This window comes from Halomonas sp. AOP12-B1-6 (assembly GCF_052379225.1).
Taxonomy (GTDB): Bacteria; Pseudomonadota; Gammaproteobacteria; order Pseudomonadales; family Halomonadaceae; genus Vreelandella; species Vreelandella casei.
Genome location: NZ_JBQSYK010000001.1, coordinates 531,016 through 546,089, shown reverse-complemented (window position 1 = coordinate 546,089; position 15,074 = coordinate 531,016). Strand labels below are relative to the sequence as shown.

At 50.4% G+C, this 15,074-nt stretch carries 16 protein-coding genes; 11 read left to right on the top strand and 5 right to left on the bottom strand.

Features of this window, described 5'->3' with window-relative positions; all coding sequences use genetic code 11:
- The first annotated feature begins 101 nt into the window (after window positions 1–101).
- From ACT3TR_RS02500 to ACT3TR_RS02470, 7 genes are all read left to right on the top strand, one after another.
- Window positions 102–584, top strand: coding sequence for a shikimate kinase (locus ACT3TR_RS02500; protein ID WP_444624608.1), 483 nt, complete (start codon window positions 102–104; stop codon window positions 582–584).
- A 73-nt stretch (window positions 585–657) separates the two neighbouring features.
- On the top strand, window positions 658–1,059 hold the full coding sequence (locus tag ACT3TR_RS02495) for a GFA family protein (RefSeq protein WP_444624609.1): 402 nt from the start codon (window positions 658–660) through the stop codon (window positions 1,057–1,059).
- Window positions 1,060–1,215: 156 nt separating this feature from the next.
- Window positions 1,216–1,815 (top strand): pentapeptide repeat-containing protein, encoded by a 600-nt coding sequence (locus tag ACT3TR_RS02490; protein WP_444624610.1) that lies wholly within the window; start codon window positions 1,216–1,218, stop codon window positions 1,813–1,815.
- Between the two features lie 206 nt (window positions 1,816–2,021).
- Window positions 2,022–2,474: a GNAT family N-acetyltransferase gene (locus ACT3TR_RS02485; protein WP_444624611.1), complete on the top strand. Its 453-nt coding sequence runs from the start codon at window positions 2,022–2,024 to the stop codon at window positions 2,472–2,474.
- Window positions 2,475–2,529: 55 nt separating this feature from the next.
- The gene (locus ACT3TR_RS02480) at window positions 2,530–3,045 is read left to right on the top strand and encodes a hypothetical protein (protein WP_444624612.1); all 516 of its coding nucleotides are present in this window, start codon (window positions 2,530–2,532) and stop codon (window positions 3,043–3,045) included.
- Window positions 3,046–3,137: 92 nt separating this feature from the next.
- The gene (locus tag ACT3TR_RS02475; RefSeq protein WP_192536229.1) at window positions 3,138–3,308 is read left to right on the top strand and encodes a hypothetical protein; all 171 of its coding nucleotides are present in this window, start codon (window positions 3,138–3,140) and stop codon (window positions 3,306–3,308) included.
- Window positions 3,309–3,379: 71 nt separating this feature from the next.
- A complete protein-coding gene (locus ACT3TR_RS02470; RefSeq protein ID WP_301734114.1) occupies window positions 3,380–3,694 on the top strand; it encodes an antibiotic biosynthesis monooxygenase family protein in 315 nt (104 codons plus the stop codon).
- A 48-nt stretch (window positions 3,695–3,742) separates the two neighbouring features.
- On the opposite strand, the gene modF is transcribed toward ACT3TR_RS02470, so the two are convergent.
- Together modF and ilvC are read right to left on the bottom strand one after the other, a co-directional pair.
- Entirely contained in the window at window positions 3,743–5,227 is a 1,485-nt protein-coding gene (gene modF / locus ACT3TR_RS02465; protein WP_444624613.1) for a molybdate ABC transporter ATP-binding protein ModF, read from the bottom strand.
- 141 nt (window positions 5,228–5,368) lie between these two features.
- Entirely contained in the window at window positions 5,369–6,841 is a 1,473-nt protein-coding gene (gene ilvC, locus ACT3TR_RS02460) for a ketol-acid reductoisomerase (RefSeq protein WP_444624614.1), read from the bottom strand.
- Between the two features lie 224 nt (window positions 6,842–7,065).
- Between ilvC and ilvY the strand changes: the two genes are divergently transcribed.
- Window positions 7,066–7,944, top strand: coding sequence for an HTH-type transcriptional activator IlvY (gene ilvY, locus ACT3TR_RS02455; RefSeq protein WP_096281641.1), 879 nt, complete (start codon window positions 7,066–7,068; stop codon window positions 7,942–7,944).
- A 110-nt stretch (window positions 7,945–8,054) separates the two neighbouring features.
- On the opposite strand, the gene ACT3TR_RS02450 is transcribed toward ilvY, so the two are convergent.
- The 3 genes from ACT3TR_RS02450 to ACT3TR_RS02440 form a co-directional block, all read right to left on the bottom strand.
- Window positions 8,055–8,186 carry a putative transporter small subunit gene (locus tag ACT3TR_RS02450; protein WP_217990293.1) on the bottom strand — a complete coding sequence of 44 codons (132 nt, stop codon included), beginning with the start codon at window positions 8,184–8,186 and terminating at the stop codon, window positions 8,055–8,057.
- A gap of 73 nt (window positions 8,187–8,259) precedes the next feature.
- A complete protein-coding gene (locus ACT3TR_RS02445) occupies window positions 8,260–9,912 on the bottom strand; it encodes a sodium:solute symporter family protein (protein WP_096281639.1) in 1,653 nt (550 codons plus the stop codon).
- A 429-nt stretch (window positions 9,913–10,341) separates the two neighbouring features.
- Window positions 10,342–10,902 (bottom strand): manganese efflux pump MntP, encoded by a 561-nt coding sequence (locus tag ACT3TR_RS02440; RefSeq protein ID WP_096281637.1) that lies wholly within the window; start codon window positions 10,900–10,902, stop codon window positions 10,342–10,344.
- A gap of 589 nt (window positions 10,903–11,491) precedes the next feature.
- Here ACT3TR_RS02440 and ACT3TR_RS02435 point away from each other — a divergent pair.
- From ACT3TR_RS02435 to ACT3TR_RS02425, 3 genes are read left to right on the top strand one after another with little or no spacing between them, the layout of a single operon-like run.
- The gene (locus ACT3TR_RS02435; protein WP_217990292.1) at window positions 11,492–11,956 is read left to right on the top strand and encodes an Lrp/AsnC family transcriptional regulator; all 465 of its coding nucleotides are present in this window, start codon (window positions 11,492–11,494) and stop codon (window positions 11,954–11,956) included.
- A gap of 43 nt (window positions 11,957–11,999) precedes the next feature.
- On the top strand, window positions 12,000–13,607 hold the full coding sequence (locus ACT3TR_RS02430) for an aminotransferase class V-fold PLP-dependent enzyme (protein WP_444624615.1): 1,608 nt from the start codon (window positions 12,000–12,002) through the stop codon (window positions 13,605–13,607).
- Complete coding sequence (locus tag ACT3TR_RS02425) at window positions 13,604–15,070, top strand: NAD(P)-binding domain-containing protein (RefSeq protein WP_444624616.1); 1,467 nt, start codon at window positions 13,604–13,606, stop codon at window positions 15,068–15,070. Before ACT3TR_RS02430 ends, ACT3TR_RS02425 begins: the two co-directional genes overlap by 4 nt.
- Window positions 15,071–15,074 lie beyond the last annotated feature (4 nt).

The window sequence follows — 15,074 nt, the reverse complement described above, 5'->3', positions numbered from 1 at the left end:
GCGGCCTGCGGCCGCCGGACGCCCTTTACATTGCGGCTGCGCCTCCATTAAAAGGGCGCCGTTGTGCGCTGGCGTTATGCCTAAATCAAGAACGGAGGCCCATGAGAAAAATAATCATTTTTGGAAACTCTGGTTCCGGGAAATCTACGTTAGCCCGAAAATTTAAAAACCAAGGACTAACCCATCTCGATTTAGATGCTTTAGCGTGGCTGCCTTCGAACCCGCCAGAACGACGACCGATAGGTCAGGTGTATGAGCAGATTCAGTCTTTCATTGGTGACAATAGAGAGTGGGTCGTAGAAGGCTGTTACGCTGACTTGCTTGAGCTGGCAAAGCCGTTTGCAAGCGAAGCAATATTTATGAATTTGCCCGTTCATCTTTGCCAGGAAAATGCGAGAAATAGACCGTGGGAGCCTCATAAATACGCATCAAAAAAAGCACAAGATGACAATCTTCCCATGCTCCTTGATTGGATTGCGGGATATAGGGAAAGAGATGACTCTCTTTCATACAATGCGCATAACGCTCTTTTCCAAGGCTTTCAAGGCAGTAAAATAGAGCTAACCTACAATGAAAAGACATAGCGAGGGGCTCAAAAAAGACGTTGAAAAGTGCACGTTTTAAAGCGGCGTTAAATATAAAAAGGGAGATCATCCAGTGGGGTTGAAAGGAAGCTGTTTGTGCAGCGAGATTAGTTACGAAATAGATTCCTTGGATATGCCGATCGTGCATTGTCATTGTCAGACGTGTCGCAAGGCACACGCGGCACCATTTGCCTCAACGGCGGGTGTAAAACGTGAACATTTCCGCTGGCTCAAAGGTCTTGAATCTCTTTCAACCTATGAATCATCACCTGGGAAGCTCCGTCACTTCTGCAGGCACTGTGGCTCTCACTTAGTGGCGGAAAGGGGCGCGCAGCCACATGTTATTGTTCGAGTGGCCACGTTGGATGATGACCCTGAATTGAAGCCTGAAGCGCATATTTGGGTTTCACACGATGTGCCATGGCTTGAATACGACAATGTATGTAAGTACTTAGAATGGCAGAACAATGTGTAACAAGTTGAGGTCTATGGCCGCCGGACGCAGCTGACGTGTCGCCACTATGCTCAGCGTCATGGTTCATGAAATAGCCAGGAGCGGCAACCGGCCGATTTCTCGCTGCCGCCCCAAACCGGTGACTAAGCCCAAGTATTAAGCTATTCAGAGGATACGATGACAGCATTAAAAAATAGCGAGCATTATTTCGACGTTTCTTTTGAGAAGCTTTCGTTACCTGATAAACACTATATCGGCATCGAATTCGAAGGTTGCCGGTTCTCCGATTGTGATTTCTCAGCATCTAAATTTCAGAACTGTAAGTTCACTAGCTGTACATTTGATCGTTGTAATCTCAGCTTGGTTGATTTTTCAAATACAAAGCTATTTGAGCTTGATTTTCAAGATAGCAAGCTGGTTGGAGTTGATTGGACAAAAGCCACGTGGTCAGCTTTCCACTTAGATTTTGAGCTGAGTTTTAAGCGCTGTATTTTAAATGACTCGTCTTTCTTTGGTCTTACCTTAAGTGAGTTGGTTTTTGATGATTGTAAGTTACATGATGTCGACTTTCGTGAAGGTAGTTTTGTTAGTTCGAAAATGACAGATAGTGATTTCAGTCGTAGTGTGTTTATGAGAACAAACTTGCAAGAAGTCGATTTTAGCGAGTCAACGACGTATGCCATTAATATACTAGAAAATAATGTCAAAAAGGCTAAGTTTTCACGATATGAAGCGTTAATCTTGTTAGAAGCCTTAGGTGTTGAGTTGGTTGATTAATAGCCTAAAGCTGCTTCAGTAGGAGCAGTAGGAGCAGTAGGAGCAGTAGGAGCAGTAGGAGCAGTAGGAGCAGTAGGAGCAGTAGGAGCAGTCTGAATTGCCCCAGCTTTCTTAAACTTGGCGTTATGCCCTAAGGCCATACTATGGATGAATTCAAGATCAGTGTATTAACGCCAGAAAATTGGGTTTTATACAAAACAGTCAGGTTGAAGTCTTTAAGGGATTCGCCGGGCTCGTTTGGGTCCACTTATGAGCAGGAGGCCGTATTATCAGATGCGCAGTGGCAGTTACGCCTAGACCTTCAATCACGAGCCCTAAATGCGCTTCCACTCATCGTACAGATTGGCGGCCTGCCCGTCGGTCTTGCTTGGGGCGTGATACATAAGCCTGATGTGGCAACGGCGCATATCTATCAAATGTGGGTTTCGCCAGCGCTAAGAGGAAAGGGCATCGCAACATCTCTTCTGCGGGCAATTAAAGCGTGGGCAATTGACCAAGGGTGTCATCTATTAGCGCTTGCCGTGACGATAGGCAACGAAGACGCCGTTAACTTATATAAATCGTCTGGTTTTATCGCAACAGGGCAGCTTGAAGCGCTGAGAGTCGGTTCGGCGCTTTGCGTACAGCCAATGGTGATGAAGCTGGGTAGCGCGGTATAGCCTAACGCTGGGGACTATAAACAACATGATGAGAGCGCTGCTATCGATATGCCTAATGCTGGCCACTCCCGCCGTTTTAGCGCAGGAAACTGACCTTTCCCCCAAAACAAAGCCAGTGCCGGCCATTGCGCAGGCTGATTGGGAAGCGTATCGGGATGACTATCAGCAAAGCCCTTTGTGCGATCAGGAAGAGGCCACGCTGTGGAGCTGTGAAGCGGATAAGCGTATATTTTCGCTCTGCTCGTCGCCTGTGGTAAACCGGACGTCTGGCTATATGCAGTACCGCGCGTCACGCAACGGCCAAGTTGAGTTTGTTTATCCATCTGAAAAAAGGCCGCCGCTGGGATTTTTCAGCTACTACGCCGCGAGTAACGGTGACGCCTCCATCGAGTTTTCAAATGACGGCTACGAGTACAGGCTGCTTGACCCGCTCAGAAAATATTCTTCCATATCGGTAACGGGGCCTCCTCCAGTGGGGCGAAGCAGCGAGATTGAATGCGACGGTAACCAAACGCTTCAGCTCAACTACACTATGCGCCTCATGTATGATTCAGGCCTTTGGGAACGCTAAATGTTTAGTGTTTAATAGCGCGAATCACGCCACACACCAGCTGAGCGACGTTAGTCGCCCAGGTTTCAATCGTTATATATCGGGTACATGTCATGTCGAAGAAAGTAGTGATGTTTGAATACGAAAAAGAAACCAAAAATAGCGTGCGCTACAAGGAAGTGCCTGATGAAGGAACGGCGCCTATCGTGGGTACGCTGTACGTTCAGAAATGGTTTGCTGGCGACAGTAAAACTATTGAGATAACGATAGATAAAAAAGACTAATAGAGCATCCAACGATGGCTGTGGAGCAGGTTAAGAAAGCGGTGGACGTCACAACATTTCCAGAGGACGCAATGTCAATTGCCAACACCCCCAGCCCACCTTATTACGCGGTCATTTTCAGCTCTGTGCGCACCGAGCAAGATAATGGCTACGGGGCAATGGCTGACAGAATGCTCGCGCTTGCCTCCCAGCAGGAGGGGTTTCTGGGCATTGAGTCTGCGCGTGAGGCGGTGGGTATCACCGTCTCGTACTGGGCAAGCGAGGAAGCCATCAAGCGCTGGAAGCAGAACGCTGAGCATCTTGAAGCCCAGCGCTTGGGCCACAAAGCGTGGTACTCAGCGTTTAAAGTTCGGGTGGCTAAAGTGGAGCGGGATTATGGCATTTAAGCGCTCAATCATGAGCGCTGTTGCTGGTGCGCACCGCTTACTTCTGCTCTAGTGATTCTTTTCCAAGCCTAAGTAATGCTCTATGCCTGTTATCTGGTCTTCCGCGTGGTGGTTGACGTAAAGCACCGTGGTTTCGAAGCCTTGGCAGATTTTTTCGATCAGAGCCAGAACGAGTTGGCGGTTCATTTCGTCCAGGCCAAGGCAGGGTTCGTCTAGAATCAGCAGGGGCGGATGTTTGACCATCGCGCGGGCGATGAGCAGCAGGCGCTGGTCGCCGTAAGAAAGCTTGTTAAACGGCTGGTCGGCGCGCTCTGTCATGCCCAGCAGCTCCAGCCACTGGTCGGCAATTTTTTTCTGGCTGTCGGTGGGCTTGGTGTACATGCCAATGCTGTCGTAGAAGCCAGAAATAATCACGTTTTTGCAGCTGGTGCTAACGCGGTATTCCCATTGCAGGTTAGTGGATACATAGCCGATAAATTGTTTAATCTGCCAGATGCTTTCGCCGTTACCGCGCTGGAATCCAAACACAAAAATATCGTTGGTATAGCACTGCGGATGATCGCCGGTGATCAACGACAGCACGCAGGTTTTGCCGCTACCGTTAGGCCCACTCAGCTGCCAATGCTGGCCCCGTTCTATGGTCCAGTCGAGCTTATCAACAATCACGGTGTCGCCGTATTGAATCGTTGCCTGCGTTAGTTTTACCAATGGCTGGCTTGGATCGAGAGCGGGTAGCTTATGGGTAGGGTCGGCCTCTGGCACGCTTAGGTCGGTGGTTTTTAAATGCAGCAACTGATAAAGCTCATTAAAGGCGGCCTCGTCCTGACGGTCTACCGTGAGCGCTAGGCGCCCCTGGTCACCAGTCTTTTTACCTTTTCTATTGTCCGCGTTTTTTTTGTCTAGATAGGCCACGTGCGTGATGAAATCCGGCATTTCATCAAAACGATTCAGCACCATGACCATAGGAACGGTGTCGATAATAGAGGTGAGATGTGCTTGCAGCATGGCCAGCGTGGCCACATCTAGGCCATCGAACGGCTCGTCTAAAATAAGTAAATCAGGCTTGTTGGCCAGTGCGCGAATCAGCATGACTTTACGCGTTTCGCCGGTGGAAAGTTTGCGAAACGCGCGATCGAGTAGCGTTGTCAGCCCGAACTTTTCTACCAGTTCGCTGGCGATTTGATGATCTTGGCAATGGTCGAAAATCATTTCACTGACGGGCGTGCCGAGTGAAATGACGTCCATAATATCGGCGTCGTCTTTTTTGAGCTCTTGAGCGATAAGTTCCGCCTGGGCTTCAAAAGAGACGATGCCCACGTTGCTGGGAAGCCCTTGAATACTTCCTCCCGTAATGTCGCCAATGCCCGCTAGCGCAGCCGCCAGGGCAGACTTTCCCGCGCCATTGGTGCCCGTAATCACCCAGTGTTGATCTGGCGTAATGGTCCAATCAATCTCGCTTAGCGTGAAGCGATCATCAAAGCTAACCGTCGCTTTTGTTAAGCGGATAGTGCCTGGGCGGATTAATGGAGCCATTACTGTCTTCCTTACACTGTTCGATAGAGGTTGTTTAAGCACAGAAGAGTCAAAAAAGCCGAGCATATCGTGATGATAGCTCGGCTTTTTTTGGTGGCGCTCGATTTTGAAAACCTAGACGCCTATCGGTTCATTAGCCGATTAAACGATTTTTTTCATGTCAGCCATGTAGCCACGCAGAACCGAGCCAACGGCTTCGACGGGATGTGAACGAAGGGCAGCGTTAACTTCGATCAAGCGAGCGTTATCCACACCGTTGTCGTCTAAAGAAAGTCCTTTACCGATCACGTCGGATTTAATGCCTTTCATAAAGTCTGCCAACAGCGGTACGCAGGCGTGGTTGTAGAGGTAGCAGCCGTATTCTGCGGTATCAGAGATCGTCGCGTTCATTTCGTAGAGTTTCTTACGCGCGATGGTGTTGGCGATGAGCGGCGTTTCGTGCAGCGACTCGTAGTAAGCCGATTCAGCAACGATGCCTGCCGCTGTCATGGTTTCGAACGCAAGCTCAACGCCAGCTTTAACCATGGCGACCATCAAAATGCCGTTGTCGAAGAACTCTTGTTCAGAGATTTCTACCTCGCCAGCAGGGGTTTTCTCGAAGTTCGTTTCAGCGGTATCGGCACGCCACTGCAGTAGATTTTTGTCATCATTGCCCCAGTCTTCCATCATTGTATGAGAGAAGTGGCCACTGATGATGTCGTCTTGATGCTTGTTATACAGCGGGCGCATGATGTCTTTTAACTCTTCAGAAAGATCAAACGCTTTGATCTTCGCTGGGTTAGAAAGACGGTCTAGCATGTTCGTCACGCCGCCGTACTTCAGCGCTTCGGTGACGGTTTCCCAGCCGAATTGGATCAAGCGAGACGCATAGCCTGCATCGATACCTTCTTCGATCATTTTGTCGAAGCACAGCAGGGAGCCCGTTTGCAGCATGCCGCAAAGGATCGTTTGCTCACCCATCAGGTCGGATTTAACTTCCGCGATGAAGGACGACATCAACACGCCCGCCTTGTGGCCGCCAGTACCTACCGCGTAGGCTTTTGCCAGCGCCAGGCCTTCACCTTTAGGGTCGTTGGCTTCGTGAACAGCGATCAGGGTAGGAACACCGAAACCACGCACGTATTCAGCGCGAACTTCGGAGCCTGGGCACTTCGGTGCCACCATGATGACGGTTAAGTCTTCGCGCACTTTCATGCCTTCTTCTACGATGTTGAAACCGTGGGAGTAAGACAAGCAGGCGTCTTTCTTCATCAGTGGCATCACTGCTGTCACAACCGATGTGTGCTGCTTATCGGGTGTCAGGTTCAAAACAACGTCTGCGGTGGGGATTAACTCTTCATAAGTGCCCACCACAAAACCGTTTTCAGAGGCGTTTTTCCAAGACTGACGCTTTTGCTCAATGGCTTCAGGGCGCAGTGCGTAAGAAACGTCTAGGCCGCTGTCGCGCAGGTTCAAACCTTGGTTAAGGCCCTGTGCACCACAGCCGATCACTACCATTTTTTTGCCTTTTAGTGCTTCGACGCCATCAGCAAACTCAGCGCTGTGCATGAAGCGGCATTGCGCTAGCTGAGCCAATTGCTCGCGTAGCGGTAAGGTATTGAAATAGTTAGCCATCGTTAACATCCTAATGTTTGGTGAGCATAATATTGATATAAAAAATCGCTGTAAGACACGCCGATACTTTGAATTCGGTATTAAAAATGCATGACATGGCCGCTCAAGATGGAGCTCAGCGCCATGTGAATAAGGCTAATCTATACAAAAGTGACTATTTCTTAAATTGATATATTTGCAATAACACGTCCCGTTTTATGCAATGACGAGATAGAATGACACCTATGAATTTTAAAACCTTAAAACAATTCCTCGCCTTGGCAGAAACACTGCATTTCGGGCGCGCCAGCGATGAGTGCCATATCAGCATTTCTGCGCTGTCGCGTAACATTCGTCATTTAGAAGACGAGCTGGGGGTGTCGCTGTTTAATCGCGACAATCGAACCGTGGCGTTGACCCAGGAAGGCCAAAAATTTCTTAAATACGCGCGCGATACCAGCAGCCAGTGGAACTTGATCCGCCATGAGTTAACCGATAATTCTGATCAGTTAAGCGGTGAAATCAGCTTGTATGGTTCCGTCACCGCTAGCTACAGCTTTCTTTATGAGCTGCTGCGCCGCTTTCGTATTGCCTATCCTGCGATTGAAATAAAGCTGCGTACGGGGGATCCAGAGCACGCGATTGCGCATGTTTTAGATGGTAAAGAGGATCTCAGTATTGCGGCTCAGCCTGCAAACTTAGCGCGAGGCCTGGCATTTAAACCTATTGCGACGTCGCCATTGCTGTTTATTGCGCCGCTTGAGCAGCAGGTGCCAAATGTGCCCATGAATTCGCCAACGGCAACGGAGGAGTGGGCAAGCATCCCGATGATTTTATCTGAAAGCGGTGTCTCACGAGCGCGTGTGGACGAATGGTTTCGCCAACGAGATATCGCCCCGCGCATTTATGCACAGGTCACCGGTAATGAGGCGATTGTGAGTATGGTGAGCTTGGGCTTCGGGATTGGCGTGGTGCCAAAGATTGTGCTTGATAACAGCCCATTGATGGACCGTATCCGGGTGCTCGACGTGACGCCTGAGCTGGAACCCTACGATATTGGCTTGTTTACGTTAAAGAAAAACTTAAAGAACCCGCTGGTTGATGCATTTTGGAGCTTGATGTAGACCTAGTCATGGACCTGAAATAGAGACAGACCTATAAGACGCGGCAGTCCCTTGCCGTGCCTTGTCCCCTTACTGCTTAAAACGGTGCTAACCGTTTTTTAATCGTTATTTCACACCAGTTCGCGTTTATCGCGTCGCGCTACGCGAATGTCGTTAACGGTGGCAATGCCGATGATCGCGAAAATGGCGAGGGAGATTAACGGCCAGATGAGTACATATAGCGCCAATACTAAGGTTTGCATATTCACTCCTATTGTCTAGCGGGTGCGCTATTGCACACCCGTTAATGAAAGTGGTTCTTGCGATGCGAAGGCCTTAAGCCTGAACAGCAGGCTTGACCGGATCGTAGTTAATGACGTCCTGGTTAATCTGCGCGAAGTCGAACTTGCTGGAGCTCAGCAGGCTGACGCCGATACACACAAGGGTGCTGACGCCATAAGCCATTAACGAGGCTAGTAATACCGTGTAGTCGCGCAGGAAGCCGAAACAGAAGTAGGCGAGCACGATGGTGCAGAGGGCACCGAAGACCACACCGACCCGACGACCGCAGAAGCCAAAGGCCATCAGACCCAGCACCACACCACCGCCCACGGCGGCCAGTAACTCAAACAGCCCAGCGGTGACGCCGACCATTGGCACTAGTTCAAAGCGGGCGACGCAGAACATCACCAGGCCCGCGATGACCGCGGAGGTGAAGGCCTTATTAGTCACTCGGTCCCAGAAACAGCTGGCGATAACGGGAAATACAATGGCACCCCAGAGCGCGCCGACAAACACCAGCATGATCAGAATGTCCATCGAGAAGCTGGCCAGAATCACGCCGATCAACGTGGCAATGATCATCGTCAGCCTGCCAATAAACAGCATCTTGGTGGGATCAGGTTTGTTTTTGGCGATATTCTTGCCGTACACATCGGCCATCACAATGGCGGACATGGCGGAAAGGTCAGAGTCGGCGGTGGAAGAGAGCGAACCGATAACGAGAATAAAGAACAGCCCAATAAATACCGGTGACAGATACATCGACACCATTTGCGGTATCAGGTTGTTCATATCGCCATCGATGGGCTCCATGCCGGTCATCAGTGCCATCAAACCAATCATGCCCAGGCCGATAACGATCGCGCCGTAGCCAATCGTCGCGGTGATAAAGGTCGGTTTGATATGGTCTTCACGCACCGCGAATAGCCGCTGGGAAATAGTCTGGTTGCCAATAGCGTAGGCCAACACGGCGACGAAGAAGGGCGCACCCTGATTGAGAATCGCGTCCATCGAGAACAGATTTGCCTGCTCTGGCGTCAGTAGGCTCATTCCATCGGATAGCGTTTGCGGGCCACCGAGTGCGAACATGACTGCTGGAATGATCAGGATGGCGACGGCCATCATCGCCATTAGCTGGGCAAAGTCGGTGAGCACCGATGCGCGAAACCCGGACCATAGCGTGTAAGAAAGTACGCCGACACCGGCAATCACAACGCCTGCTTGGAACGACAGCGGCGAGAGTACTGAGACCAGCGCACCCGACGCCGTGAAATTGACCATCAGACTAATGATACTGCCCAGAATATTAGAAGAGGCGAGGATTAGCTGGCTGGAAGAACCATGCCGTGCATGAATCAGCTCGCCTAAGGTGTGCGCATTGGGAGCCAGCTTGCGAAAGCGACGCCCAAACGGGTAGATGAACAGAATCATCAGCGCACCCCATAGCCCGTAATGCAAGGGGCCTGAAATGCCGTAGGTATAGCCCGAGGTAGCGGCACCATAGAAGGATGCTGCCCATATCCAAGTGGCGGTCATACTGGCGGCGCCTAGGCCAAAACCGATTTGATGGTTGGACACCATGAAGGCGTCGGTATTTTCCTTTTTCTTTTTGATTAGCAAGGTCAGCAGATAAGTGCCGCCATAAAAGGCCGCCAATAAGGCGAGCACGGTCAGTGTAGAGAACTGATAGAAACTTTCTTCGTTCATTGAATACCCATAGGCTTTGCAGCCTTAGCATCCTTTATAGCAACCCACACTCCATTCACGGAGCGGTCGCCACAGGAAGTAAGCAAAAAACAGAACATCTTTCTAGTTATGTCTGTAGCGAGATGAGACTGCGGTTAGCCGTCTGGTAAAGCAATATCCGACGTTGGAGACGCCGTCGTAAGGGGGCCAGATCAATACCATCATTAAGCCGCCATAAGGCGCAGGAGGTATCGAACAGGTGGCATACCCTACTCCTTAAAGCCTGAACAGTACAGGTTGGCGCCCTGGTGGGGCCGGTGTTTAAGGGGCGGGAGTGATGGGGGAGTGGTCGCGCAGATGCCTATCTAAAGGCTGGTTAGGTCGGCTATCGTTGGCGATAGCTGACCTTTATGTGGCGTGCAATGCAGGGTCTAGGCGTGCTGAAAAAATCTAAAAAATAGCGGTGTGCTGTGCCAGTACCGCCAGCCCAATCCCAATCAATACAATACCGCCGATTAACTCTGCCCAATGGCCAACAAACTTACCAAGCCGGTGGCCCAGCAGCGTGCCCATTGACGCCATGATTGTTGTGGCCAGACCAATGGCAAAGCTAGTAGCGATAATGTTGGCATCGATAAAGGCAAGGCTTGCGCCGACCGCCATCGCATCAATGCTGGTCGCGGTGGCGGTGATGACTAATAGCCAGAGTGTTTGCTTGCGATGCTCTACTTTGCCGTCCTTTTTGAGCCCGGCGTAAATCATATGCAGGCCAATCACCGAAAGCAGGGTGAATGCCACCCAGTGATCCCAGGCTTGCACATACTGCTGCGATGCCTTTCCCGCCGCCCAGCCGAGCACCGGCGTGATGGCTTCAATGATGCCAAAGACTAAGCCAATACCGATCGCATGGCGAAAAGTGGGCTTCTTAAGTTCTGTGCCTTTGCTGATGGAGGCAGCGAAAGCATCCGCTGACATTGATACGGCCAGGAACAGCAGGGTGATCGGTGTCATAACTTAAAAACTCTTTCTGAGTAGGCGCTTTAGCAATAGAAACTCAAGCAATAGAAACGCTAGCTGAAACAAATGACTGCGTATATCTACTGACGAGTATGGCGATAGAGCCATACCTGAGTGCAAAAGTCGGGTATTCAATAGCGATGAATCCTAGCATGCTTTAATGATTAAAAAAGTGTAATGATTAAAAATAAAGTTTGTAATGGCGAACTAACATAGCCTTTGCTAACAATGTATGTGGTAGCTGATTATGTTGTATTTTTAAAGCTAAAGGGCGGGGTTGCCTATTCAATAGATTTTTTTGGTTAGCTTATAATATTTTATGATTTTTAGTTTGGCTGATTTTTAGTGTTTTATTAACGCTGGTTTTTAACGCTTATATTCAATTGGTGAGAAGCATTGATAATATGCTGTCTACAAAGTTTTCCTGATTTTATAAAGAGTGTGATTGCCCCACCAGACTTTATATAATTCCATTATTTGCTTTTTTATCGACGGGATCGCAGAGGAATTTATTTTCCTTGACGGAGCAATATTTTGAATATATAAAAAATTATTCTAATAATTTTATCTGAAGGGAAATAAATTGCTTATTGATCGCTTTGATTTAAAAATTCTTGAACAGCTTCAGCATGATGATAGTCTTTCTATTGCCCAGCTAGCAGAAGGGATTGGGTTGTCGGTAACCCCGTGCTGGCGAAGAATACAGCGGTTAGAGAAAGACGGGTTTATAGAAAAAAGAATTGCCGTTCTCAATCCTGAGAAGCTAAATCTTCGCCTTGTTGTGTTTGTCATGATTAAAACAGACAAACATAACCAAGCCTGGCTAGATACATTTCAGGAAGCTGTTCAGTCTTTTCCTGAAATTATGGAAGTTAATCGTTTGGCCGGTGAGTATGATTATTTGCTTAAGGTCATTACACGCGATAATCAGTCTTTCGACGCCTTTTATAAAAGGCTAATTTCGACAGTAGAGTTAAGCAATGTCACATCATGTTTTTCAATGGAACAAGTCAAAAAAACCACCGAGCTGCCTCTCGGGCAATTCTAGTGAGTGGGTAGCGTTTCTTCGCGATGACGTGATAGGCGAAGGCATGTCTATTCCTACCGCGTTTGGCATGCGCCCGCTGCTTTATGCTGATTACACGGCTTCAGGGCGTGCGTTAGGCTTTGTTGAAAACGCCGTTTACCAGCAACTGCTGCCGTTTTATGCCAATACGCACACCGAGACTTCTTTTACCGGCAAAGTCACCACCCGCTATCGCGAGTCAGCGCGCCAAGCGGTGGCCCAGGCTGTTGGGGCTAATGACGACTATGCGGTGTTGTTTGCTGGTGCTGGGGCAACGGCAGCGATTGATCGCTGTTGTAAGATTTTAGAGCTAAAGCAGGGGGGCGATACGTTGGATGACGTTAGGCCGGTAATTTTTATCGGGCCTTACGAGCATCATTCCAACGATCTTATCTGGCGAGAATGCGATGCCGACTTGGTACGTATTTCGCTAGGCCAAGATGGCCTTATCCGCCTGGACGAACTAGAAGCGCAGCTAAAGCGCTACGTTGACCGGCCGCTAAAAATTGCCGCGTTTTCGGCAGCCTCTAACGTAACCGGCATCAAAACGGACGTTTCGGCTATCGCCACGCTGGTGCATCGTTACGATGGGCTGGCGCTTTTTGACTATGCCGCCAGCGGCCCTTACGTCGATATTAATGTGGCGGGCACCGGCAAAAATGATCACTTAGACGCGGTTTTTGTCTCGCCGCATAAGTTCGTAGGTGGGCCGGGTAGTTCCGGCGTCTTGGTGATTAGAAAGGCGCTGTGCCGTAATGCCATTCCCTCGGTTGCAGGCGGCGGCACGGTGTCTTATGTCACCGCGACGGAACACCGCTATGTGAGCGATATTCAACGCCGGGAGGAGGGCGGCACCCCGGATATATTAGGCAACATCCGAGCGGGCCTTGCCTTTCGCGTTAAATCGCTGGTTGGTGTGGATTACATTGAAGCGCAGGAAAAAGCCATGATAGCGATGGCCATGGCGCGCTGGTCAACGCTTGATAACTTAACGCTTTTGGGGCCGGTGGATGCGCCGCGGCTGTCTATTTTCTCTTTTAACGTTCGCGCCGGGCAGCGTGACATTCACCACAATCTCATTGTTGCCATGCTCAATGACCTGTTTGGCATTCAGGCAAGAGGCGGCTGTTCGTGTGCAGGCCCTTATGGTCATGAGCTGCTTTCAATTGATGCGGACACGGCGTTAGAGCACGAACGCTTAGTCCAAAAAGGTCGAAGCTTATATCGTCCAGGCTGGGTAAGACTCGGATTTCATTTCTTTTTTAGCAATGAGTCGGCTAACTATGTAATATCTGCCGTCGAGTTTATTACACGTTACGCGGCGGTATTAATGAAGCTCTACACCGTCGATGAAAAATCCGGTGTTTGGAGCGTTCGCCAACACTTGGTGGAAAATCAGCCCAGCATGCCAGCGATATGTCTGGACGCGCTTTTCACCCAGGCGAGCCCTGCATCAGACGCCACGTTCGAAGAAGGCGAGGATTACTTCGCTAAGGCACGGGATATTGTTGCGTTGGCAGAACAGGCCGACCTGCCCGCAAGCACTGCTAGCTCAGATGTACCTATCCGTTGGTTTTGGTGGCCTCATGAAGCAGACAAGGCTAGGCAGTCCCAGATTGAGATGACGCAATGACAGTAACTTCTTCCCCCTCACAGGTTGGCGCTGGTCTTGAAGCGCTTAATGAACGCGTCCGCTATGACTTGGCGTGTTTAAACCTGCCCCGTGAAAACTGGGTGCCTAGCCGAGCCGCTCACGATGGCCGACATATTTATGATGTCGTCATCATAGGCGGCGGGCAGTGCGGTATGGTCGCAGCATTTGCACTGTTAGCTGCGGGTATTCGCAATATTCGTGTCTTCGATCGAAATGCCGCGGGTCTTGAAGGGCCATGGATGAACTATGCGCGGATGGAAACGCTACGTTCGCCTAAAACGCTACCTGGCCCTAGCTATGGATTCGCGTCGCTGACATTTCGCGCCTGGCATGAAGCTCAGTTCGGTAACGAGGCATGGGAAGCACTGGATAAAATCCCCCGCCCCATGTGGATGGACTATTTATGCTGGTATCGTCAGGTGCTGGCACTGCCGATCGATAATAACGTTAACGTTGAGCATGTTAAGCCAGAAGGCGATTTATTAAGCCTTGAACTTTCGGGTGCCGGTGCCCGCAGCGGGTCGGTGCTGACCCGTAAACTCATCATGGCGACCGGGCGTGAAGGCACCGGCGCACCCAAAATTCCGGGTTTTGTGGCCACCTTGCCTGAGCGGGTGTGGGCGCATACCGCAGATGATATCGACTTTACTGCGTTAAAAGGCAAGCGGGTTATTGTCGTAGGCGTGGGCGCGTCGGCCATTGATAATGCCGCCGAAGCGCTGGAGAACGGCGCGCAATCGGTGCGCTTTCTGATTCGCCGTCCGCAAATGCCCACCGTCAATAAAATGATGGGTATCGGTTCGTTTGGCTTCACTCAAGGCTATGCCGGCTTGAGCGACGACTGGCGCTGGCGCTTTATGCACTACTCCTTTATTACCCAGACCCCGCCACCGCGTGGCTCTACCTTGCGCGTTAGCCGCCATGACAACGCCTATTTTCATTTTGACTGCGGTGTCCGCTCAACGCGAATAGACGGCGATGACGTTGTGCTCGAAACACAGCAGGGCGAGGTTCGCGGCGACTTTCTGATTATGGGAACCGGGTTTGAAGTCGACCCTTTGGCACGCACTGAATTAGCGGGTTACGCCGACCGTATTCTGCTATGGCGCGACTGCTATCAGCCACCGCGTGAGCTGGAGGATGACGAGCTGGGTAAATTCCCGTATGTCGGGTGCGACTTCGCTTTTCAAGAACGTGAGCCTGGTTCAGCGCCATGGTTACGCCACATACACTGCTTCAACTACGGTGCGTCCGTCAGTCTTGGCAAAGTAAGTGGCGATATCCCGGGCATTAGCGAGGGAGCCAGCTGGCTGGTTAACGCCATCGCTGCGTGTTTTTACCAGCAAGACGTTGAGCGCCACTGGCAGCAGTTTCAGGACTATGACACCCCGGAACTCCTGGGCGACGAGTGGCAGGCATCGCCGCTGCCGTCACCGTTATAAAGCG

What these genes read in the sequence shown, in the direction of transcription:
- modF (WP_444624613.1), bottom strand. Translation starts at nt 5,227, where the DNA reads ATGGCTCCATTAATCCGCCCAGGCACTATCCGCTTAACAAAAGCGACG.
- ACT3TR_RS02500 (WP_444624608.1), top strand. Translation starts at nt 102, where the DNA reads ATGAGAAAAATAATCATTTTTGGAAACTCTGGTTCCGGGAAATCTACG.
- ACT3TR_RS02475 (WP_192536229.1), top strand. Translation starts at nt 3,138, where the DNA reads ATGTCGAAGAAAGTAGTGATGTTTGAATACGAAAAAGAAACCAAAAAT.
- ilvY (WP_096281641.1), top strand. Translation starts at nt 7,066, where the DNA reads ATGAATTTTAAAACCTTAAAACAATTCCTCGCCTTGGCAGAAACACTG.
- ACT3TR_RS02450 (WP_217990293.1), bottom strand. Translation starts at nt 8,186, where the DNA reads ATGCAAACCTTAGTATTGGCGCTATATGTACTCATCTGGCCGTTAATC.
- ACT3TR_RS02490 (WP_444624610.1), top strand. Translation starts at nt 1,216, where the DNA reads ATGACAGCATTAAAAAATAGCGAGCATTATTTCGACGTTTCTTTTGAG.
- ACT3TR_RS02480 (WP_444624612.1), top strand. Translation starts at nt 2,530, where the DNA reads ATGCTGGCCACTCCCGCCGTTTTAGCGCAGGAAACTGACCTTTCCCCC.
- ACT3TR_RS02440 (WP_096281637.1), bottom strand. Translation starts at nt 10,902, where the DNA reads ATGACACCGATCACCCTGCTGTTCCTGGCCGTATCAATGTCAGCGGAT.
- ACT3TR_RS02445 (WP_096281639.1), bottom strand. Translation starts at nt 9,912, where the DNA reads ATGAACGAAGAAAGTTTCTATCAGTTCTCTACACTGACCGTGCTCGCC.
- ACT3TR_RS02470 (WP_301734114.1), top strand. Translation starts at nt 3,380, where the DNA reads ATGTCAATTGCCAACACCCCCAGCCCACCTTATTACGCGGTCATTTTC.
- ilvC (WP_444624614.1), bottom strand. Translation starts at nt 6,841, where the DNA reads ATGGCTAACTATTTCAATACCTTACCGCTACGCGAGCAATTGGCTCAG.
- ACT3TR_RS02430 (WP_444624615.1), top strand. Translation starts at nt 12,000, where the DNA reads ATGTCTATTCCTACCGCGTTTGGCATGCGCCCGCTGCTTTATGCTGAT.
- ACT3TR_RS02425 (WP_444624616.1), top strand. Translation starts at nt 13,604, where the DNA reads ATGACAGTAACTTCTTCCCCCTCACAGGTTGGCGCTGGTCTTGAAGCG.